Annotated in this window: 14 protein-coding genes; 7 read left to right on the top strand and 7 right to left on the bottom strand. The window is 64.5% G+C overall.

The window, feature by feature from the left end; translation table 11 throughout:
• Positions 1–11: 11 nt before the first annotated feature.
• Positions 12–938: a 4-hydroxy-3-methylbut-2-enyl diphosphate reductase gene (gene ispH, locus AC3WLX_RS07275; RefSeq protein ID WP_492335269.1), complete on the bottom strand. Its 927-nt coding sequence runs from the start codon at positions 936–938 to the stop codon at positions 12–14.
• Between the two features lie 440 nt (positions 939–1378).
• On the opposite strand from ispH, the gene hpnN reads away from it, so the two are divergent.
• Positions 1379–3967 (top strand): hopanoid transporter HpnN, encoded by a 2589-nt coding sequence (gene hpnN, locus AC3WLX_RS07270; RefSeq protein ID WP_492335268.1) that lies wholly within the window; start codon positions 1379–1381, stop codon positions 3965–3967.
• Here hpnN and AC3WLX_RS07265 read toward each other — a convergent pair.
• Positions 3935–4591 carry a DUF2147 domain-containing protein gene (locus AC3WLX_RS07265; protein ID WP_492335267.1) on the bottom strand — a complete coding sequence of 219 codons (657 nt, stop codon included), beginning with the start codon at positions 4589–4591 and terminating at the stop codon, positions 3935–3937. The genes hpnN and AC3WLX_RS07265 overlap by 33 nt on opposite strands.
• Before the next feature lie 142 nt (positions 4592–4733).
• Between AC3WLX_RS07265 and hpnO the strand changes: the two genes are divergently transcribed.
• Positions 4734–6125, top strand: a complete 1392-nt coding sequence (gene hpnO, locus AC3WLX_RS07260) for an aminobacteriohopanetriol synthase HpnO (protein WP_492335266.1) — start codon at positions 4734–4736, stop codon at positions 6123–6125.
• Positions 6126–6167: 42 nt separating this feature from the next.
• Here hpnO and AC3WLX_RS07255 read toward each other — a convergent pair whose 3' ends face one another.
• Positions 6168–7058 (bottom strand): alpha/beta fold hydrolase, encoded by an 891-nt coding sequence (locus AC3WLX_RS07255; RefSeq protein ID WP_492335932.1) that lies wholly within the window; start codon positions 7056–7058, stop codon positions 6168–6170.
• Positions 7059–7071: 13 nt separating this feature from the next.
• Complete coding sequence (locus tag AC3WLX_RS07250; RefSeq protein WP_492335265.1) at positions 7072–8691, bottom strand: GMC family oxidoreductase; 1620 nt, start codon at positions 8689–8691, stop codon at positions 7072–7074.
• A 171-nt stretch (positions 8692–8862) separates the two neighbouring features.
• Here AC3WLX_RS07250 and AC3WLX_RS07245 point away from each other — a divergent pair, with 171 nt between their 5' ends.
• Positions 8863–10035 carry a M20 aminoacylase family protein gene (locus AC3WLX_RS07245; RefSeq protein ID WP_492335264.1) on the top strand — a complete coding sequence of 391 codons (1173 nt, stop codon included), beginning with the start codon at positions 8863–8865 and terminating at the stop codon, positions 10033–10035.
• 17 nt (positions 10036–10052) lie between these two features.
• Here the strand turns inward: AC3WLX_RS07245 and AC3WLX_RS07240 are convergent, their stop codons facing one another.
• Complete coding sequence (locus AC3WLX_RS07240; protein ID WP_492335263.1) at positions 10053–11495, bottom strand: UdgX family uracil-DNA binding protein; 1443 nt, start codon at positions 11493–11495, stop codon at positions 10053–10055.
• Positions 11495–12730 (bottom strand): putative DNA modification/repair radical SAM protein, encoded by a 1236-nt coding sequence (locus tag AC3WLX_RS07235; RefSeq protein WP_291619676.1) that lies wholly within the window; start codon positions 12728–12730, stop codon positions 11495–11497. Before AC3WLX_RS07235 ends, AC3WLX_RS07240 begins: the two co-directional genes overlap by 1 nt.
• 163 nt (positions 12731–12893) lie before the next feature.
• On the opposite strand from AC3WLX_RS07235, the gene AC3WLX_RS07230 reads away from it, so the two are divergent.
• The 4 genes from AC3WLX_RS07230 (at position 12894) to AC3WLX_RS07215 (ending at position 19452) form a co-directional block, all read left to right on the top strand.
• Positions 12894–13682, top strand: coding sequence for an ImuA family protein (locus AC3WLX_RS07230; RefSeq protein WP_291619678.1), 789 nt, complete (start codon positions 12894–12896; stop codon positions 13680–13682).
• Entirely contained in the window at positions 13579–15174 is a 1596-nt protein-coding gene (locus tag AC3WLX_RS07225) for a Y-family DNA polymerase (RefSeq protein ID WP_492335262.1), read from the top strand. The genes AC3WLX_RS07230 and AC3WLX_RS07225 overlap by 104 nt, the downstream gene beginning before the upstream one ends.
• Positions 15171–18626 carry an error-prone DNA polymerase gene (locus AC3WLX_RS07220; protein ID WP_492335261.1) on the top strand — a complete coding sequence of 1152 codons (3456 nt, stop codon included), beginning with the start codon at positions 15171–15173 and terminating at the stop codon, positions 18624–18626. The genes AC3WLX_RS07225 and AC3WLX_RS07220 overlap by 4 nt, the downstream gene beginning before the upstream one ends.
• A gap of 136 nt (positions 18627–18762) precedes the next feature.
• Positions 18763–19452 (top strand): hypothetical protein, encoded by a 690-nt coding sequence (locus tag AC3WLX_RS07215; protein WP_492335260.1) that lies wholly within the window; start codon positions 18763–18765, stop codon positions 19450–19452.
• 271 nt (positions 19453–19723) lie between these two features.
• Here AC3WLX_RS07215 and AC3WLX_RS07210 read toward each other — a convergent pair whose 3' ends face one another.
• Complete coding sequence (locus AC3WLX_RS07210; protein ID WP_492335259.1) at positions 19724–20494, bottom strand: SDR family NAD(P)-dependent oxidoreductase; 771 nt, start codon at positions 20492–20494, stop codon at positions 19724–19726.
• Between the last annotated feature and the right edge of the window lie 203 nt (positions 20495–20697).

The following is a 20697-nucleotide window of genomic DNA, read 5'->3' as shown; positions in this document are numbered from 1 at the left end:
ATTCGGGTGAGTCAGCTCGCGGCCAGTTGGGCCGGAAGCCGGAATTCGATGTTTTCCTCGCGGCCCGGCAGCACCGAGACCTTCACTGGTCCGATCCGCCGCATCGCTTCGATCACGTCATCCACGAGTACCTCGGGCGCCGAAGCGCCCGCCGTGACGCCGACGGTTTTGGCATCCTTCAACCACTCCGGATCGAGCTCGCTACCGTCCGCAATCAAATAGCTCGCGACGCCGGCCTCAGTGCCGATTTCGCGGAGCCGGTTCGAGTTCGAGCTGTTGGCAGCGCCCACCACCAAGATCACGTCGACCAGCCGGCTCAAGTCCCTTACCGCAGATTGGCGGTTCTGTGTCGCATAGCAGATATCCCGGATATCCGGGCCTTGAATATCTGTAAAGCGGGCCTGAAGGGCAACGATGATGTCCTTGGTGTCGTCGACCGACAGGGTCGTCTGGGTGATGTAGGCCACTGGCGTATCCGGCGGCAGCGTGAGGGCCTTAACCTCTTCAACGCTTTGGACAAGCTGCACCGGCCCCAGGATCTGGCCCATCGTCCCCTCGACCTCGGGGTGGCCGGCATGGCCGATCAGGATCAGGGTCCGGCCCCTGGCAATGTAGCGCTTCCCCTGATTGTGAACTTTCGTGACCAGGGGGCAGGTGGCATTGAGCACCGGAAGGTCGCGCGCGGCGGCCTCTTCCTCGACGCTGCGGGCGACGCCGTGGGCGCTGAAGACCGTGACGGCCTTCGGCGGAACCTCGGAGAGTTCCTCGACGAAGATCGCGCCCTTGTTCTTCAGGCTTTCGACGACGTATTTGTTATGCACGATCTCGTGGCGCACGTAGACAGGCGCGCCGTACCTCTCCAGCGCCCGTTCCACGATTTCGATCGCACGCACCACGCCCGCGCAGAAGCCGCGCGGCTGCGCCAGATAAACTTCCATGGGACGCCCATCACGCAAGTTGCACCAATCCGCTTCCGTCTGTCCCCAAGCGGCACCCTAATACTGACCAATGAGTTGCAATATCCGCACCATTGGTTCGCACATGCGGTAGCCGCGCACCCGTGCACCATGCAGGCGCAACACTTTGTGTCAAAAAATCGGCAGCAAGGAAAGCTCGGAACCTTGACGGGACAGGTGGAGGTATTTTAGTAGGGTTTAGATGTCCTTAAGTGCGCGATATTTGTGCATCGGGAATGGTCACTTTCCCGCCTCAACTCCCGGGCTATACCGGCCGCCCGCATGATTTTGCCATGGTCTCCCCGCCGTTTACCTCGAACCATCGCGCGGCGAGAACAACCCAAACAGCAATAGGTTTCGCCCGGGAACTCCGATAAACAGCGGGCGTTTCCGGCAAGCTGATAACCGCAGAAAGAAAAGAAGTGCTGCAAAGCGTCGTCGTTGCCATCGTCAGGGCCTGTACCCGGTTCGCCTCCCTCGTCGTCGTTCTCGGGCTGCTGCTCTCGGTGGCCGCGGGCTATTACGCCGCTCGCCACTTCGCCATCAACACCGATATCAACTCGCTGATTGCCCAGAATCTGGACTGGCGGAAGCGTGACCAGCAATTCGACAAGGCGTTCGATCAGAACGAACTAATCCTCGCTGTGGTCGAGGCCCGCACGCCGGAAATGACAAGCGCCGCGGCAGACGCGCTCTATGCCAGGCTGAAGGACGACAAGACCAACTTTCACTCCATGCAGCAGCTCGGCAGCGGCGAGTTCTTCGAGAGGAACGGTCTGTTGTTCTTGCCGACCGAGGAGGTCGCCAAGATCACCAGCCAGTTCGAAGCCGCCGCGCCGCTGATCGAGATCATGGCCGGCGATCCCTCGATCCGAGGCCTGACCGGCGCGCTGGAAACCGGACTTGCCGGCGTCAAGCGCGGCCAGGTCAAGCTCGACAACACCGAGCGGCCCTTCAATCTGATCGCGCAGACGGTCGAGACCGTGCTCAACAAGGGCAATGCCAGCTTCTCCTGGCGCGAACTCGTCAGCGACGAGCCGCTCAAGGATTCCGACAAGCGCGCCTTCATCGAGTTCAAGCCGATCCTCGACTACAACGCGCTGGAGCCCGGCAAGGATGCGACCGACGCGATCCGGAAAGCGGCAGCCGAGCTCGATTTTCCAAACAAGTACCAGGCGCGGGTGCGGCTGACCGGTCCTGTGCCAATCGCCAACGAGGAATATGCAACCGTCCAGGAGGGCGCCGTCGTCAACGGCGTCGGTACTATCCTGGTCGTGCTGCTGATCCTGTGGCTGGCGCTGCATTCGTCGAAGATCATCTTCGCCGTGTTCGTCAATCTCTTCGTGGGCCTTGCGATCACGACGGCGGCCGGCCTGATCATGGTCGGATCGTTCAACCTGCTGTCGATCGCGTTCGCGGTGCTGTTCGTCGGACTCGGAGTCGATTTCGGCATCCAGTACAGCGTCCGCTACCGCTCCGAGCGCTACAAGCACGATGACCTCACGGGCGCGCTGGTGCTGGCGGCGAAGCGCTCGGCGGTGCCGCTGTCGCTGGCGGCGATGGCGACGGCCGCAGGCTTCCTCTGCTTCATGCCGACCGACTACAAGGGCATCGCCGAGCTCGGCCAGATCGCCGGCGTCGGCATGATGGTGGCGTTCATCTCGTCGATCACCGTTCTGCCGGCCATGCTGAAGCTTCTGAACCCGCCCGGCGAGCCGGAGCCGGTCGGTTACGCCTTCCTGGCGCCGCTCGACCACTTCCTCGAGACGCACCGCGTGCTGATCGTCGGCGGCACGCTGCTGCTCGCGCTCGGCGGCCTGCCGCTGCTCTACTTCATGAAGTTCGACTTCAATCCCATGAACCTGCGCAATCCGAAGGCCGAATCGATCGCCACCTTTCTCGATCTGCGCAAGGATCCCAACACCGGTGCCAACGCCGTCAACGTGATGACCACCTCCCAGGAGCAGGCAAGGCAGGTCGAGGCGAAGCTGGAGAAGGTGCCCGAGGTGCTCAGGGTGATGTCGCTCAACAGCTTCGTGCCGGAGGACCAGGCCCCGAAGCTGAAGCTGATCGCGCAGGGTGCCAAGGTGCTGAATCCCGCGCTGAGCCCGGAGCAGATCGATGCAGCGCCGTCGGATCAGGAGAATGTCGAATCGCTGAAATCGTCAGTCGACAATCTGCGCCGGACGGCGGGCGACGCGAAGGGGCCGGGGGCGGTCGCCTCGCGCCGTCTTGCAGACGCGCTCCAAAAGCTCGCCGATGGCGACGAAGCCACGCGCAACAAGGCGCAGGACGTGTTCGTCACGCCGATGAAGATCGTGTTCGATCAGCTCAGGAACGCCATGCAGGCCGGGCCCGTCACGCTGGAGTCGCTTCCGCCCGAACTCGTCAGCGCCTGGAAGAGCAAGGACGGCATTATCCGGGTCGAGGCGCTGCCCAAGGGCGATCCCAACGACAACGACACGCTGCGCAGATTCGCGGCGGCGGTGCTGGCGGCCGAGCCGACCGCGATCGGCGGACCGGTCTCGATCCTGAAGTCCGGCGACACCGTGGTGAAGGCGTTCATCCACGCCGGCATCTACGCGCTGCTGGTGATCGGGCTCTTGCTGTGGATCACGCTGCGACGGTTCGTCGACGTGCTGATGACGCTGGTGCCGCTCCTGGTTGCCGGCGCGGTGACGCTCGAGATCTGCGTGTTGATCGGGCTGCCGCTGAACTTCGCGAACATCGTCGCGTTCCCGCTGCTGCTCGGCGTCGGCGTCGCGTTCAAGATATATTATGTCGTAGCCTGGCGCTCGGGCAGGACGAACCTGCTCCAGACCAGCCTGACGCGCGCAATCTTTTTCAGCGCGCTGACGACGGCGACTGCGTTCGGTAGCTTGTGGCTGTCGAGCCATCCCGGCACGTCCAGCATGGGCAAGCTGCTGGCGCTCTCGCTGGTGACGACGCTCGCCGCCGTGCTGCTGTTTCAGCCTGCCCTAATGGGCAAACCCCGCGATCTCAGGGAGTAGGCAGATGTCGCCGACGGGGTCGGCGGCGGCGGTGCCCTTCTGACCGGGCTTCGCTGCGGCGGCGGCCTTCTGAGCCGCGGGCGCAGGCGGCGAACTGGCGCCCGCCGTGGCTTGGGCTGCTTGCGCGCCTTGCGCCTTCGGCGCGGCGGCGGCGCCGGATTTCGGCGCGCCCTTCGCCATGGCGTTGACAGGGCTCGAGGGGATTGGCGGGGCCACCCGGGTCCAGGTCTCGCCGCCGCAGAGGAAGCCCATCACGCAGCCCTTGATTTCGAGCTGGTCGGGCCCTGCCGGCGTGATGGTCGCGCTGTAGAGCTGGCCATCCTTGGCGTTGTAGACCTGTCCCTCCCACTGATCGACGCCGGACTTCTTCTTCATGTCGATCAGGGTTGCCATGCCAAGCGTCGGCCTGTTCTTTTTCGAGGCGTCCGGATTGTTCTCGTCGCGTCCCCCGGGCTGCTTTTCCCAGGAGACCGCGCCCCACATGCTGCCATAGCATTGGGCGACGCGAATGTTGGCGACGCCGTCGGCGACGCGCCAGTCGCCAGTCGGGTCTGCAGCGAGCGCGGGGGCCAGGCAGGTGTAACCGCCAGCCAGTATCAGTCCGCTGTAAAGGGCTAAACGCATGATGGTTCCTTGGCAGTGCAACATGATCTAAAAGCTGTGCTTGCGAAGATGGGTAGAAAAAGGGCAAAAGGCCGCACAAACCGTTTTCGGCAACGCTCCATTTTCAGTTGACGAGACGGCCCTCAAGCGAAGTATGTAGCGGATGCACAGCCCAAATCCAGACATGTCTCAGCTTTTCGCGGACCGTCAGGCCCAGCGCAGCACCCTGCATAACCGGTATTTGAACGAACAGTTCGTCCGGGTTCTCAAGACCATCGGCTACGATGTCGGTTTCCAGAAGGGGCAGGGACAGTACCTCTACGATCGGGACGGCGCGCGCTACCTCGACCTTTTGTCGGGTTTCGGCGTGTTTGCGATCGGGCGCAATCATCCGGTCATGCGCGAGGCGCTCAAGAGCGTGCTCAATGCCGACCTGCCCAACCTCGTTCAATTCGACGTCTCCGTGCTCGCCGGCGTGCTCGCCGAGCGGCTTCTGAAATACGTTCCCTATCTGGACAAAGCCTTCTTCGCCAATTCCGGCGCCGAATGCGTCGAAGCGGCGATCAAGTTCGCGCGCGGCGCCACCGGGCGTCCCGGCATCGTCTATTGCGCTCACGGCTATCACGGCCTGACCTACGGCGCGTTGTCGCTCACGGGCGATTCGAACTTCCGCACCGGATTCGAGCCGTTGCTGCCGGGCTGCACCCCGATCCCGTTCAACGATCTCGCCGCGCTGGAGAAGGCGCTGGCCTCGCGCGAGGTCGCGGCCTTCGTGGTCGAGCCGATCCAGGGCAAGGGCGTCAACATGCCCACCGACGAGTTTCTGCCCGGCGCGGCCGCGCTCTGCAAGAAATACGGCACGCTGTTCGTCGCGGACGAGATCCAGACCGGCATGGGCCGCACCGGCCGGTTTCTCGCGGTCGAGCACTGGAATGTCGAGCCCGACATGGTGCTGCTGTCGAAGTCGCTGTCGGGCGGCCACGTGCCGGTCGGCGCCGTGCTGACGCGCAAGAGCATCTTCGACAAGATCTTCAACCAGATGGACCGCGCGGTGGTGCACGGCTCGACCTTCTCCAAGAACGACCTCGCGATGGCCGCGGGCATCGCCACGCTCGACGTCATGGAATCGGAGAAGCTGATCGATGCCGCTGCCAAGCGCGGCGCCGAGCTGCGCCTCGCGCTGACGCGCATGGTGCCGGGTTACGAGCTGTTGAAGGAAATCCGCGGCAAGGGCCTCATGATCGGGATCGAGTTCGGTCCGCCGAAGTCGCTGCGCTTGCGCGCCTCCTGGAACGTGCTGGAGACCGCCAACAAGGGCCTGTTTTGCCAGCTCATCACCGTGCCGCTGTTCAAGGATCACAAGATCCTGACGCAAGTCGCCGGCCACGGCAGCCACACCATCAAGCTGCTGCCGCCGCTCACCATCACCGAGGAAGACTGCAGCTGGATCGAGAAGGCGTTCGACGACGTCATCGCCGGCAGCCACAAGGTCCCCGGCGCGATCTGGTCGCTCGGCAAGACGCTGGTGGACAACGCGGTGCGACGGTCGGCCTGACCTTGATCGTATCGCAGCCCGGTTGCGCTGCGTCGATCCGGGCTACGGCCCGAGCTTTGCGAACTCTCTCACGGCCTCGACCACGGCTGCCGGCACTTCCTGCGCGACACAATGCCCGGCGTCCTCGAAGACCAGCGTGCTGACACGCGGGATCAGCGACACCGCGCGTCGCGCCATCTCCTTGTAGATCGGCCCCGAATTCGCGGCGGTCGTGACGCGCACCTGGCAGTCGATCTCGGTCAGCCAGGAAAACGGATTGCCGCGGGCGTCGCCCAGGTACACTTGCTCCATCGCCTCGTATATCGGGCGCAGGATCGCGGACTCGATCTCGGGTGTGCAGCAGAGGCGGACGCGTCCATCGGCGAGCGGCACGAAGCCGTGACGCACATAGGCGCGCAGCGAGGTCTCGGTCCAATCCGCAAAAGCTGGTGCCGCGCGGTAGCGTTCGAGCACAGCGTCGGTGCTGTCGAATTCGGCCCGCCGTCGCAGCGTGCTCTTGAGGCGGACGACGGATTCGTCGCTCAGATCCCCGGAGCGCGCCGCGCGCGGATCCATGACGGTTGGCTCCATAACGAACAGACGCGTGAAAAGGCCAGGCCGAAGCTTCGCCGCGAGCAACAAGTCCGTCGCCCCTGCGCTGTGGCCGATGCCGTAAACGTCGCGCAGCTCCAATTCGTCGATGACCCGGCAGACGTCATCTGCGTAATCCAGGAAGTGATAGGCGCCGGGCTTGTGGCTTGCGCCATGACCGCGGCGGTCGAGCGCGTAGACGGTGTAGGTCGATGCAAGTTCGCGCGCAACCTCGTCCCAGACATCGGCGACGAAACCGGTGCCGTGGACGAGCAGGGCAGGCGGCCTGCCGCTCTCGCCCCACTGCAGCATGGCGATGCTGGCCTCGGCCGGGCCGATCGAGAAACGGTGCGGGTCGATCATGGGTGGCAAGACGCTACTTCGCATCCTCCAGGATCATCGTCGCGCCCTTCTCGGCAATCATCGCCGTCGGCGTGTTGGTGTTGCCTGAGGTGATGGTCGGCATGATCGAGGCATCGACGATGCGCAAGCCCGAGAGGCCGTAGAAGCGCAACCGCTCGTCCACCACGGCCATCGGATCGTTCGCCGTCCCCATCTTCGCCGTGCCGACGGGATGGAAGATGGTGGTGCCGATGTCGCCCGCGGCCTTCGCAAGCGAGGCGTCGTCGTCACCGACGGAGGGGCCGGGCAGATATTCGCTCGGGCGATATTTGGCGAGCGCCTTCTGCTGCATCAGGCGGCGCGTGGTGCGGATGGCGTCGGCGGCGACCTGGCGGTCGTCGTCGGTCGACAGGTAGTTCGGCGCGATCACCGGCTTCTCGTCCGGCGCGGCCGCGCGCAGCCGCACGGTGCCGCGCGAGGTCGGCTGGAGATTGCAGGCGCTGACCGTGATGGCAGAAAAGCGGTGCAGGGGATCGCCGAACTTGTCGAGCGACAGCGGCTGCACGTGAAACTGGATGTTGGCGCGGGCGCGCGTCGCATCGGAGCGGGTGAAGATGCCGAGCTGCGACGGCGCCATGGTTAGCGGGCCGCGGCGGCGGAAGGCGTAGTCCAGCCCCATCAGGCCACGGCGGAACAGGTTGTAATAGGTCTCGTTCAGCGTGCGCACGCCCTCGACCTTGTAGATCGCGCGCTGCTGCAGGTGGTCCTGGAGATTGCGCCCTATTCCGGGCTTGTCCATGACGATGTCGATGCCGAGCGGCGACAGCCAGTCGGCAGGGCCGATGCCGGAGCGATGCAGCACCTGCACCGAGCCGATCGAGCCGGCGGAGAGAATCACCTCACGCCTGGCGCGTGCCTCCATGATCTCGCCGTTCTGGACGAAGCGCACGCCGACGGCGCGGCCCTGCTCGATAATGAGCTGGTCGACCAGCACGTGCTTCTCGAGCCGCAGGTTCGGACGGTTCAGTGCGGGCTTGAGGAAACCGCGTGCCGACGACCAGCGCCGGCCGCGCTTCTGGTTGACGTGGAAATAGCTGGTGCCTTCGTTGTCGCCCGTGTTGAAATCCGGGATGCGCTTGACGCCCATCTCCTCGGCGGCGTCGCCGACGGCATCGAGAATGGCCCACGACAGCCGCGGTGCCTCGATGCGCCAGCCGCCGCCCGCGCCGTGATGCTCGCTGGCGCCGAGGAAGTGATCCTCCAGCCGCTTGAACAGCGGCAGCACGTCATCATAGCCCCAGCCGGTCAACCCAAGTTGGCGCCAGTGATCGTAGTCGGCGGCCTGTCCGCGCATCGAGATCATGGCGTTGATCGCCGAGCAGCCACCGATCACCTTGCCGCGGGGATAGGCCAGCGATCGGCCGTTCAGGCCAGGCTCCGCCTCGGTCTTGAACATCCAGTCGGAACGGGGATTGCCGATGGCGAAGAGATAGCCGACCGGGATGTGGAACCAGATCCAATTGTCGTCGCCGCCGGCTTCGAGGATGAGCACGCGCTTGCTGCGATCGGCCGACAATCGGTTCGCTACGATGCAGCCGGCAGTGCCCGCTCCGACGACAATGTAGTCAAATTCACCTTCGAGCCGCCTCGGCATTCTGTTTCCACCCGGATCGTCACTTGACGTTCCATCCTAATAGGCAGACGCAGCGGGCCGGGACAAGCCCGGCCATGCCGCGTCGGCAGGGCTAGACCCCGATGCTGGACGGTTGGGTGGACCGGCGCTTGCATGATAGATTGCATATTTCCAACAAGCTCGAGACCCTCCATGCCCATCGTGAACCGCGTCGCCGACCTTCAACCCGATATCCAGGCTTGGCGGCGGGACATCCACCAGCATCCCGAGCTACTGTATGATGTCCATCGCACCGCAGCATTCGTCGCAGAGCGCCTTCGGGAGTTCGGTTGCGATGAAGTCGTCACCGGGCTCGGCCAGACCGGCGTGGTGGGCGTGATCAAGGGCAGCAAACCCGCCGATGGGGGGCTCAAGGCCATCGGCATGCGCGCCGACATGGACGCGCTGCCGGTAGAGGAGCAGACCAACCTGCCTTACGCCTCCAAGATCCCCGGCAAGATGCACGCCTGCGGCCATGACGGCCACACCGCGATGCTGCTCGGGGCGGCGCGCTATCTCGCCGAGACCCGCAACTTCGCCGGCGATGCAGTCGTGATCTTCCAGCCCGCCGAAGAGGGCGGCGCCGGCGGTGCGGCGATGGTGAAGGACGGCCTGATGGAGCGCTTCGGCATCGAGCAGGTGTACGGCATGCACAACGGCCCCGGCATTCCGGTCGGCTCGTTCGCGATCCGGCCGGGCCCGATCATGGCGGCGACCGACGAGGTCGACATCATGATCGAGGGCGTCGGCGGCCACGCCGCGCGTCCGCACAAATGCGTCGATTCCGTTCTGGTCGGCGCGCAGGTGATCACGGCGCTGCAGTCGATCGTGGCGCGCAGCGTCGATCCCCTCGAATCTGCGGTGATCTCGATTTGCGAATTCCACGCCGGCCACGCCCGCAACGTCATTCCGCAGACGGCGACGCTGAGAGGCACCATCCGCACGCTGTCGCCGGAAGTGCGCAAGCTGGTCGAGAAGCGCGTGCGTGAAGTCGTGGCGGGCGTGGCGCAGATCACCGGCGCCAAGATCGACCTGCGCTACAAGCGAAATTATCCCGTCGTGAACAACCATGCGGCGGAGACCGAGGTGGCGCGGCGCATTGCCACGCAGGTCGCGGGCGAGGCCAACGTGCACGACATGGCGCCGCTGATGGGCGGCGAGGATTTCGCATACATGCTGGAAGCGCGGCCCGGCGCCTTCATCTTCTGCGGCAATGGCGATAGCGCCGGCTTGCATCACCCCGCCTACAATTTCGACGACGAGGCGATCGTCTACGGCACGTCCTACTGGGTGAAGCTGATCGAGGAGCAGCTTGCGGCGTCGTGAGCCGCACTGCCGTCTGATCAGGCGGCGCGCGCAGCTTTCCTCTGCAGGCCGGCGGCGATCTTCAGATCTTCGACGAAGCGCCGATATTCCAGCGCCCTGGCTTCGGGATCAGGCAGCCGCAGCAGATAGGACGGGTGCACGGTCACCAGCGCCTTGCGGCCTTCGGGAAGCTCGATGAGCCGTCCGCGGTTCTTCCCGATCGGGGTGATCTTGCCGAACACGCTTTGAGCGGCGGTTGCGCCCATCGCGACGATCAGTTCGGGCTGAAGCGCCGCAACTTCGCGCTCATACCACTGCCGGCAGGCCCGGATCTCGGGCGTGTTCGGCTTCTGGTGCAAGCGGATCTTTCCACGCGGCACGAATTTGAAGTGCTTCACCGCGTTGGTGACATAGACCTTCTTGCGGTCGACGCCTGCCTCCTCCAGCGCGCGGTCGAGCATCTGACCGGCAGGGCCGACGAAGGGATGGCCGGCGAGATCTTCCTTGTCGCCGGGCTGCTCGCCGACCAGCATGATGTTTGCGGACTTCGGGCCCTCGCCAAATACGGTCTGCGTCGCGTCCTTGTAGAGATGGCAGGCGCGGCAATGCGCGGCTTCCTCACGCAGCGCTTCGAGATCGCTAACGGCAGACTTGCGTGGCATCGGGGCCTCCGGCCGCTTCTGAGGCTTGTGCGGATCGCTTGCGGCATTGGCGATCATGGCACCGGTCATGCGCTCGGCGTCCTCGATCAAGGGCTTAATGATCGAAGCCTCGGGCAGGTTCCTCCAGTATTTCTTCGGCATCTCGGCCTGCATCGCCTTCACCTTGAGCCGGGCGGGGTTGAAGATGCTGGCGTAGTAGCGCCGCCAGGTTTCCTCCAGCCGGTCTTCGCCCGGCGCCTTGCTCTTGCTGACGCCCTGCGTGAACGAAAGCGCGTGGCCGTCCCAATGCGCGCAGAGGTCCGGCGTCAGGATCGACCAGGGCATGTCGGCAAAACGTTTTGCGAAGAACGGGGCTGCGAGCTCGACGATGTGATGCTCCGGCTCGAACCAGGCGACGTAATGCGCCTCGCGTTCCCTGCCGATCTCACGGAAGCGCACGAAGGCATGCATCTTGTGCTCGTCGCGATGGACCGCTTTTGCCATGGAAGTGACCTGCGCGACATCGGGGTTGGTCGCGACCTCGATAAGGTCGCTATTGTCCTTCAGCCGGAACAGCAGGCGATAGAGGATCGCAAAGCGTTCGCCATCGCGGTGCAAGATGGCGGCCTTGGCGAGCTCGACGAATTTGCCTGGTACGTTGAAGGTGCCCTCGTTCACCTCGAGGATCGGAGACGGCGAGGGCGGTGCGAACAAATCCGCTTCGCCGCCGTGCACGGTCCAGGTGACATCCGCTGGATCCACGTGATGAAGCACGAGACTTCGCGCGGCTCTGCGCCAGCCGTCGAAATCGGTTTCGGTGTCGAGCGTGATGTACTGCATCAGAAGCCAAATCCCAGTTGCGTTGCCTTCGGCTTGAACCGTTCGATGAGACCGGCGGCATCGAGGCGATGCGGCGAGGGACGGTGGTCGCTGAGGACGATGAAGGGCAGCGCCTTGCGCTGGGGCACGTGCAGCCGCGTGAGATCGGCCGCGCGGATCGTGGTGGTGCGCCGCGCCGCGATGATGCGTTCGACCGCCTTGGTGCCGAAGCCCGGCACGCGCAGCAGCTCCTCGCGGCTGGCGCGGTTGACGTCGAGCGGAAAGCGGTCGCGGTGACGCAGCGCCCAGGCGAGCTTGGGATCGATGTCGAGCGGCAGCATCGCGCTGTCGTCGACGATCTCCGCAACGTCGAAGCCGTAGAACCGCATCAGCCAGTCGGCCTGGTAGAGCCGGTGCTCGCGCAGCAGCGGCGGCTGCACCAGCGGCAAGGCGCGGCTGGCATCGGGGATCGGGCTGAAGGCAGAATAATAGACGCGCCGCAGCTTGTACGAGCCGTAGAGATTGGCACTGGTGTGCAGGATGGTGTGGTCGTTCGCGCTGTCCGCGCCGACGATCATCTGCGTGCTCTGTCCAGCCGGCGCGAAGCGCTGCGGCTTGGCCTTGGTCTTCGTCGCGCGGTTCTCCTCGGCCTCGTCCAGCTTCAGCCGCAGCCGCCCCATGGTGCGGCGGATCGCGCGGACGTCCTTCTCTGGCGCGAATTGCTGCAGGCTCGTTTCCTCAGGCATCTCGATGTTGATGGAGAGGCGGTCGGCATATTTGCCGGCCTCCGCGATCAGCGCGTCGTCGGCTTCGGGAATGGTCTTCAGGTGGATGTAGCCGCGGAAATGATGTTCCTCGCGCAGCTTGCGCGCGACGCTCACCACCTGCTCCATGGTGTAGTCGGGGCTGCGGATGATACCGGAAGAGAGAAACAGGCCCTCGATGTAATTGCGCCGGTAGAAGTCGAGCGTCAGCTTGACCACCTCGTCGATGGTGAAGCGGGCGCGCGGCACGTTCGAGGAGGCGCGGTTGACGCAATAGAGGCAGTCGTAATTGCAGGCGTTGGTCAGCAGCACCTTGAGTAGCGAGATGCAGCGTCCGTCCGGCGCATAGGAATGGCAGATGCCCATGCCTGGCGCGGTCGAGCCCATGCCCTTGCGGTCGCTGGAATCCCGCTTCTCGGTGCCGCTGGAGGCGCAGGAGGCGTCGTACTTGGCGGCATCCGCCAGGATCTCCAGCTTGCGTTGCACGTCCATATTTGAATCCCTTTGATTCCGCTCATGAATCCGAAGTCGCGCCAATTCGATTGACTCTTCGGATGCCGTTAGCTTTATATTAGAACATATCATGAACAAATGAGCCAGCCGCAGGTTCTTCTTTTTGAGAATCTCGGCAATCACTTCTGAGGAGCGGCGAAGCATGAGCGGCGCACGTATGAGCGCGCTTGCGATCCTGCGCGGCCAGATCGAGCGCATCGAGACTGCGGAGGTCGTGCATCAGCACGATCGCGCCGCGCTCGGCCATCACGAGGCCGATGGCGCGCTGAAGGGCGGGCTTGCGCGTGCGGCGGTCCATGAGGTGTTTTGCGAGGGGCGCCAGGGCGCGGCCGCGACGGGTTTCGTCATGGGTCTCGCGAGGCTCGTCTCGGCACGCAAACCGCTGCTGTGGGTTCGGCAGGATTTTTCGGAAGTGGAAACCGGCGCGCTGTCGATGAACGGTCTCGCCGAGCTCGGCCTCGATCCGCGCCGCGTGGTGACGGTGCGCGCTGCCGATGTCGAGAGCGCGCTGCGCACCTCGGCCGATGCGCTCGCCTGCGATGCGCTCGGTGCCGTCGTGCTCGAGCTCTGGGGCGATGTCAGGCAGTTCGATCTGGTGGCGAGCCGCAAGCTGACGCTGGCCGCACAAGGCTCCGGCGTCACCGGCCTGATGCTGCGGATGGCCGCGCAGCCGCTGCCCTCGACCGCGGAAACGCGATGGATGCTGCGCGCGGCGCATTCGCCGCCGGGTGCCGCATGGGATGTCTGGGGCACGCCGCGCTTCGATGCCGAGCTGTTGCGCAATCGTCATGGCCCGTGCGGCCGGTGGATCATGGAATGGAATTGTGATGAGTGCCAGTTCAGCGAGCCGTCGACGTATTCTCAGCCTGTGGCTGCCGCGCCTGCCCATCGACCGGATTCAGCGGTTCTTCAGCAGCGCCGGACTGGGTAAGAGCAACAATGAGCCCAGCATCGTCGTCATCAAGGACAACAATGCGCTGGTGATCCATGCGCTGGACGAGGCCGCGGAGCGTCTCGGCCTGTATATCGGCCAGCCGCTCGCCAATGCGCGGGCGATGTGCCCAGACTTGCGCGTGTTCGACGCCGACCTCGTGGCCGATGCGAAGACGCTTAGTGATATCGCCGACTGGTGCGACCGCTTCACGCCGCTGGTGGCGCTGGATCCGCCGCACGGGCTGTTCCTGGATATCACCGGCTGCGCGCATCTGTTCGGCGGCGAGGCCACGCTGCTCACGACGCTGGTCCGGGCGCTGGCCCGCCAGGGCTTTGCCGTCGGCGCGGCGATCGCGAGCACTTCGGTCTGTGCGCGCACGCTGACGCGGCAGGCCTCAGGCAGCATCGTTGCGGATGGCGGGGAGGCGGCGGCGATCGGCGCATTTCCGGTGTCCGCGCTCGGCGCGGGCGAGGCCATCACCACCGGCTTGCGCCGCGCCGGCCTGAAGACCATCGGCGATGTCGCCGCGCGCGCGCCGGGCGAGATCACCGCCCGGTTCGGTGCGCGGTTCTCCACGCTGCTCGCGCATGCGCTGGGGCAGGGCGATGCGCCGATCAGCCCGCGCAAGCCGCTGCCCGATTACATCGTGGAGAAGCGCTTCGCCGAGCCGATCGCGACCGACACAATGATCGCAATGACGCTGTCGCGCCTGGCGGACACGTTGATTGCCTCGATGGAGAAACAGGGCAAGGGCGCACGCCGGCTGGAAGCCGCCTTCTTCCGCACCGACGGCGTGGTGCGTACGATCACGGTCGAGACCGGGCGTCCCGTGACGCGTAGCGCGGTGATCGACCGCCTGTTCCGCGAGCGGCTCGATGCGCTCGCCGATCCCCTCGATCCCGGCTTCGGCTTCGACATGGTGCGATTGTCGGCGAGCCGCACCGAGATCGTGGTGCAGGAGCAGCGCGATCTCGACGCCCACGTCCATGACAATGACGAGCTTGCCGCGCTGATCGACCGCATCGCCGCCCGCATCGGCGGCAAGCGCGTCGTCGTGCACCTGCCGCAGGACACCCATATCCCCGAACGCGCGGTGCTGGCCGCATCGGCGCAGCACCATCTCGCGGCTGCCATGCAGGCCGAATGGCCTGCTCGCACCGAGAGCGAGCCGCCGCTGCGCCCCTTGCGCCTGTTCGACAAGCCGGAACCCATCAAGGTGCCGTTCGCGACCGTGCCCGATGGCCCGCCGCATCAGTTCACCTGGCGGCGTGCACTGCATGCGGTGGTGCGGGTGGAAGGGCCCGAGCGCATCGCCATGGAATGGTGGCGGCAGGACGGCAAGCAGCTGACGCGGGACTATTTCCGCATCGAGGATGCCGAAGGCCTGCGGTTCTGGATTTTTCGCGACGGTCTTTATGAAGGCGAGGTGTTCGACGGTGACGGCAAGCCCGCGTCTCCCGGCTGGTATGTGCACGGTCTCTTCGCATGAACAGCCCCGCTTATGCCGAGATCGGCATCACCACGAACTTTTCCTTCCTGCGCGGCGGTTCGGATCCGCGCGCCTATGTGCATCAGGCGAGCGCTTTGGAGATTCCGGTGATCGGCATTGCCGACCACAACACGCTCGCGGGCGTGGTGCGGGCCTACAAGGAGCTCGACAATGACGAGGTGCTGCACAAGCCGAAGCTGCTGATCGGCGCGCGCATCGTCTTCAGCGACGATACGCCCGACATCCTGGTCTATCCGCGCGATCGCGCCGCCTATGGCCGGCTCTGCCAGCTTCTCACAAGGGGCAAGCGCGGCGACGACATCACGCGGATCGAGAAGGGCGAGTGCCGTCTCACCTTCGCCGATCTCCTGGAATTCTCGGAAGGCCAGCTCCTGGTCCTGACGCTGCCGCATCGCTTCGAGCCGTCGCAGGTGCTGGATGTGCTCGCAAAGCTGAAGGCGAGCCGCGCTGAGGGCGTGTGGCTGGCGGCGAGCCTGCTCTATCGCGGCGACGACAAGCGTCGCCTGGCGCGGCTCGATGATCTCGCGATGAAGGCCAAGGTGCCGCTGCTCGCGACCAACGAGGTGCTCTATCACGATCCCCGCCGCCGTCCGCTTCAGGACGTGCTGACCTGCATCCGGGAAAAGACCACGATCGCGGCGATCGGAAGGAAGCTGGAAGCCAATGCCGAGCGTTTTCTGAAGACGCCACGCGAGATGGCGCGGTTGTTCCGCGATTTCCCCGAGGCGATCGCGCAGACCATGCGTTTTGCAGACAAGATCGACTTCTCGCTCGACCAGCTCAAATACCAGTATCCGGACGAGCCGGTGCCGCCGGGCAAGACCGCGCAGGGGCATCTGGAGGACCTCACCTGGGCGGGCGTCGACAAATATTTCGGCGGCATCGACAAGATCGACGCAAAGCTGCGGGCGACGCTGAACAAGGAGCTCGCGCTGATCGCCGAGCTGAAATACGCGCATTACTTCCTCACCGTGCACGATATCGTCCACTACGCGCGCAGCCAGAACATCCTGTGCCAGGGCCGCGGCTCGGCGGCGAACTCGGCCGTGTGCTACGTGCTCGGCGTCACCTCGGTCGACCCGACCAAGGTCGACCTGTTGTTCGAGCGTTTCATTTCCAAGGAGCGGCTGGAGCCGCCCGATATCGACGTCGATTTCGAGCATTCCCGGCGCGAGGAGGTGATGCAATATGTCTACCGCCGCTACGGCCGCCACCGCGCCGCCATCATCGCCACCGTCATCCACTACCGCCCGCGCAGCGCCATCCGCGACGTCGGCAAGGCGCTGGGCCTGACCGAGGACGTCACCGCCGCGCTCGCCGACACCGTCTGGGGCAGCTGGGGCAAGGGCCTCAACGACATGCAGGTCAGGCAGGCCGGGCTCGATCCGAACAATCCCATGATCAACCTCGCGGTTGAGCTTGCGACCGAGCTGATCGAATTCCCGCGCCATCTCTCCCAGCATGTCGGCGGCTATGTGCTGACCCAGGACCGGCTCGACACCTATGTGCCGATCGGCAATGCCGCGATGGACGACCGCACCTTCATCGAATGGGACAAGGACGACGTCGACGCGCTTCGTATGATGAAGGTCGACGTGCTCGCGCTGGGCATGCTGACCTGCATCCGGAAGTGTTTTGATTTGATCGATCAGCACAAGGGCCAGCGATTCGTGCTGGCGAGCGTTCCGCAGGACGACCCCCGGGTTTACGACATGCTGTGTGCCGGGGAGTCGCTCGGCGTGTTCCAGGTCGAGAGCCGCGCGCAGATGAACATGCTGCCGCGCCTGAGGCCGCGGACCTTCTACGATCTCGTCATCGAAGTCGCGATCGTGCGTCCCGGGCCGATCCAGGGCGACATGGTGCATCCTTACTTGAGGCGGCGGAACGGGCTCGAGAAGGTGAGCTATCCTTCGCCGTCGCCCGAGCATGGTCCCGCGGACGAACTCTACAAGGTGCTGCACAAGACGAAAGGCGTTCCCCTGTTTCAAGAGCAGGCGATGCGCATCGCAATCGAGGCGGCAAAATTCACCTCCGAGGAAGCCAACGGCCTGCGCCGCTCGATGGCGACCTTCCGCAATGTCGGCACCATCGGTCAATATGAAGAGAAGCTGATCGGCAACATGGTCGCGCGCGGCTACGATCCCAACTTCGCCAAAAGCTGCTTTGACCAGATCAAGGGATTTGGCTCCTACGGTTTCCCTGAGAGCCATGCCGCGAGCTTCGCGCAGCTCGTCTACATCTCCTCATGGCTGAAGCACTATCACCCCGACGCCTTCTGCTGTGGCCTGTTGAACTCGCAGCCGATGGGCTTTTATGCGCCGGCGCAGATCGTCGGCGATGCCCGCAAGAACGGCGTCGAGGTGCGCGACATCGACGTGTCCTACAGCTTTGCGCAGAACACGCTGGAGGAAGGGAGCGGCAAATACTGCGCCGTGCGCCTGGGCTTCCGCCAGATCGACGGCTTTCATTGGCTGGACGAGGATGAGGAGCGCCTGAAGCGCTCCCGGTCGTCATTCCGGGACTTACCCGAAGAATTTTCCGTGATTGGGCCGGTCTTGCCGCAGGCTCCGTTCACCTCTCCCTATGGGAGAGGTGTAGCACCGCCGATGCCTCAGCAGGACTGGGCCGACCGCATCATTGCCGCCCGCACCCGCCGTCCCTTCACCTCGCTCGAAGACTTTGCCCGCGACACCGGCCTGCCCAAGCGCGCGCTGATCCTGCTAGCCGATGCAGACGCGTTCCGCTCGCTCGGGCTCGACCGCCGCGAAGCGCTGTGGCAGGTGCGGCGGCTGCCCGACGACGTGCCGCTGCCGCTGTTCGAGGCCGCCACCGCGCGCGAGCAGCCGGACGAGCACGCCAAGCCGCTGCCGCTGATGCCGCGCGCCGAGCAGGTGGTCGCGGACTACCAGACCATCCGGCTCTCGCTGAAAGGCCATCCGATGGAGTTCTTGCGCGAGATGTTGTCGCGTGAGCGGATCGTCGCCTGCAAGGAGATCAGCCATGAGAACGAGCGGCGCCGCGTCCGCTGCGCCGGCGTGGTGCTGGTGCGGCAGCGGCCGGGCAGCGCCAGCGGCGTCGTGTTCATGACGCTGGAGGACGAGACCGGCATCGCCAATGTCGTGGTCTGGCCCAAGATCATGGAACAGTACCGCAAGGAGGTGATGGGCGCGCGCCTCATCGAGGTTCAAGGCTACATCCAGAGCAGCCCCGAAAAGGTGACGCATCTCATCGCCCAGCGCATGGTCGACCGCTCGCATGATCTGGTCGGCCTCGCCAACGATGCGCTCGCCCGCAAGCATCCGCTGCCGGCAGGCGCCACCGTCGTCGAACCCCTCAACGAAGACCCCCGCGCGCTCACGGACATGCCGGCCCAAAAAATCCGTCACCCCCGCAACGTCCGCATCCTGCCGCCCTCGCGGGACTTTCATTGAGGGATTATGGACAACCGCAGGAATCGGCCGATCCTGCCCAGCGATCAATACGATTTGAATCGAGTCTCTAAGCAACCTGAAAGCGAGGCGCGCCTATCATTCGTAGTGCCCATTTTGACACGGCGGGAGTCAATATTTGCAGCTGAAAGCGCCGCAACGATCGCGCGGCCTCGCCGTCGCCGTAAAGCCGGAGCGAAGGCCCTCCCGCATCGACAGGCTGGGCCTCTGGTTCTCCAAGAGCAGCATGATCGACGGACTTTGGATCGGGACAACCGAAAGCAAGCCTTACCCGGCGTTGCGCCGCGTGGAAGAGGCGCTCCAACTCATCAAGCGTCACGATACACTCAATTATTCCCGTATCTCCCGCAATCTCGATCGAATATGGGTACATCTGCTCCCCAGCGCCCAGGCGCACTATGATCGGTCACTGAACGCCTGCGCCCTCGATGAACGTTACGTTCTCAACGAGACAATGACACTTGAGCGGATCGCCTCCACTATCGTCCATGAAGCGACCCATGCACGGTTAGAGGGATGGGGGATCATCTATGAAGAATCGAGCCGCTATCGAATCGAGGCGGCCTGTCTTCGGCGCGAGCTCAGCTTTCTCAAGAAGCTGCCTGACACCGGGCTCATGCAGGAGGAAATCGTTCGTACATTGGAGTGGTGTGAAAGCGACGAGACCTACCTTTCCGACGCCAGCTTTCGGAGCCGCGAACACCAGGGCCAGATCGATACATTGCGCTATTTGAACGCACCGGATTGGCTCATACAATTTGCAATGTGGCTCATTCGCAGGCGACGTTCGCGCGTATCCGCCCCATAAGCGTCTTTGCCTCTGCGAGGAGAGAAGCGGCGAAGCGTCCAGACTGTTCCCCGGGAAGATTCTGGCTTTCTTCTCTGAGCCCGTCATCGGGCCGCGCTTTGCGCAATCCGTTAACTCGCAATGCCAAGTTTGTCGAGAGATCGCGCGCCCACGCTCAGTCGTCATACCCGCGAAAGCGGGTATCCAGTACGCCGCGGCCCCTCGGCTCAATCACAACCGTCTCTGGAATACTGGATCGCCCGGTCAAGGCCGGGCGATGACAGTGTGCCCCTCAAAAATTCACCCGGTTCGAGATCGCGCCGTCCACCACGAGATTCGATCCCGTCGTGAATCCCGACACCGGGCTCGCCAGAAACACCGCCGCGCTCGCGATCTCCTGGGGCGTTGCCATGCGTCCCGTCGGGTTGCGGCTCATCGCATCCTTGTAGCGCTCGGGCATGTTCTGCTCGATCATCTCCCAGACGCCGCCCTTGAAATAGACCGTGCCGGGCGAGACCACGTTGACCCGGATCTTCTTCTTCGCATATTGCCGGGCCAGCCCCTTGGCCATGTGGATCAGCGCGGCCTTGACCGGGCCGTAGGAGCTGGCCGTGTCGGCCTGCGCCGCCGCGATCGACGAGATGATCACGAAGGCCGCATCGCCGCTGCTGGCGCCGCTTGTCTCGAGGAACGGTCGTGCGGCATCGAACGCATGCACGGCGCCGAGAACGTCGAGCCGGAAATTCTGCTCCCACGACGCGGGATCGCCGCCTTGCGCCATCGCGCCGGCATTGGAGAACAGCATGTCGATGCCACCGAGCTCCTTTGCAGCAGCTTCGATCCAGCCCTTCAGCGCCGCGCCGTCGGTGACGTCGACCGTGCCGCCGGTGGCGTTGATGCCGCTTGCCTTCAACTCCGCGACAGTTGCCGCAACCTGATCGGCATTGCGCGCGCACACCGCGACATTGGCGCCTTCGCCGGCCAGCGTCGCCGCAATCGTCCGCCCGATGCCGCGCGTGCCGCCGAGCACGATGGCGTTCTTGCCCTTGAGACCGAGATCCATTGTTTGACTCCTTTTTCTTGGTCGGTGCAGTGTAGTCTCGTGTGTGGAGGCGCCGCAAATCCATAGTCAGACCGTCACCCTGAGGTGACCGCTTCTTCAGCGGCCCTCGAAGGGCGACAGCCCGGCTGCCACCTCGGCCGTTCATCCTTCGAGGCTCGACTTGTGATGCGTGGCATCGCAAGCCTCGCACTTCAGGATGACGG

This window comes from Bradyrhizobium sp. FW305-F6, from assembly GCF_058782905.1.
Note: the sequence above shows the minus strand (reverse complement) of the source record. Positions and strands in the feature narration are given on the sequence as shown.

Coding starts and splice junctions, on each gene's coding strand:
- ispH (WP_492335269.1), bottom strand. CDS start 938: ATGGAAGTTTATCTGGCGCAGCCGCGCGGCTTCTGCGCGGGCGTGGTG.
- AC3WLX_RS07265 (WP_492335267.1), bottom strand. CDS start 4,591: ATGCGTTTAGCCCTTTACAGCGGACTGATACTGGCTGGCGGTTACACC.
- hpnO (WP_492335266.1), top strand. CDS start 4,734: ATGCACAGCCCAAATCCAGACATGTCTCAGCTTTTCGCGGACCGTCAG.
- AC3WLX_RS07255 (WP_492335932.1), bottom strand. CDS start 7,058: ATGATCGACCCGCACCGTTTCTCGATCGGCCCGGCCGAGGCCAGCATC.
- AC3WLX_RS07250 (WP_492335265.1), bottom strand. CDS start 8,691: ATGCCGAGGCGGCTCGAAGGTGAATTTGACTACATTGTCGTCGGAGCG.
- AC3WLX_RS07245 (WP_492335264.1), top strand. CDS start 8,863: ATGCCCATCGTGAACCGCGTCGCCGACCTTCAACCCGATATCCAGGCT.
- AC3WLX_RS07240 (WP_492335263.1), bottom strand. CDS start 11,495: ATGCAGTACATCACGCTCGACACCGAAACCGATTTCGACGGCTGGCGC.
- AC3WLX_RS07235 (WP_291619676.1), bottom strand. CDS start 12,730: ATGGACGTGCAACGCAAGCTGGAGATCCTGGCGGATGCCGCCAAGTAC.
- AC3WLX_RS07230 (WP_291619678.1), top strand. CDS start 12,894: ATGAGCGGCGCACGTATGAGCGCGCTTGCGATCCTGCGCGGCCAGATC.
- AC3WLX_RS07225 (WP_492335262.1), top strand. CDS start 13,579: ATGAGTGCCAGTTCAGCGAGCCGTCGACGTATTCTCAGCCTGTGGCTG.
- AC3WLX_RS07220 (WP_492335261.1), top strand. CDS start 15,171: ATGAACAGCCCCGCTTATGCCGAGATCGGCATCACCACGAACTTTTCC.
- AC3WLX_RS07210 (WP_492335259.1), bottom strand. CDS start 20,494: ATGGATCTCGGTCTCAAGGGCAAGAACGCCATCGTGCTCGGCGGCACG.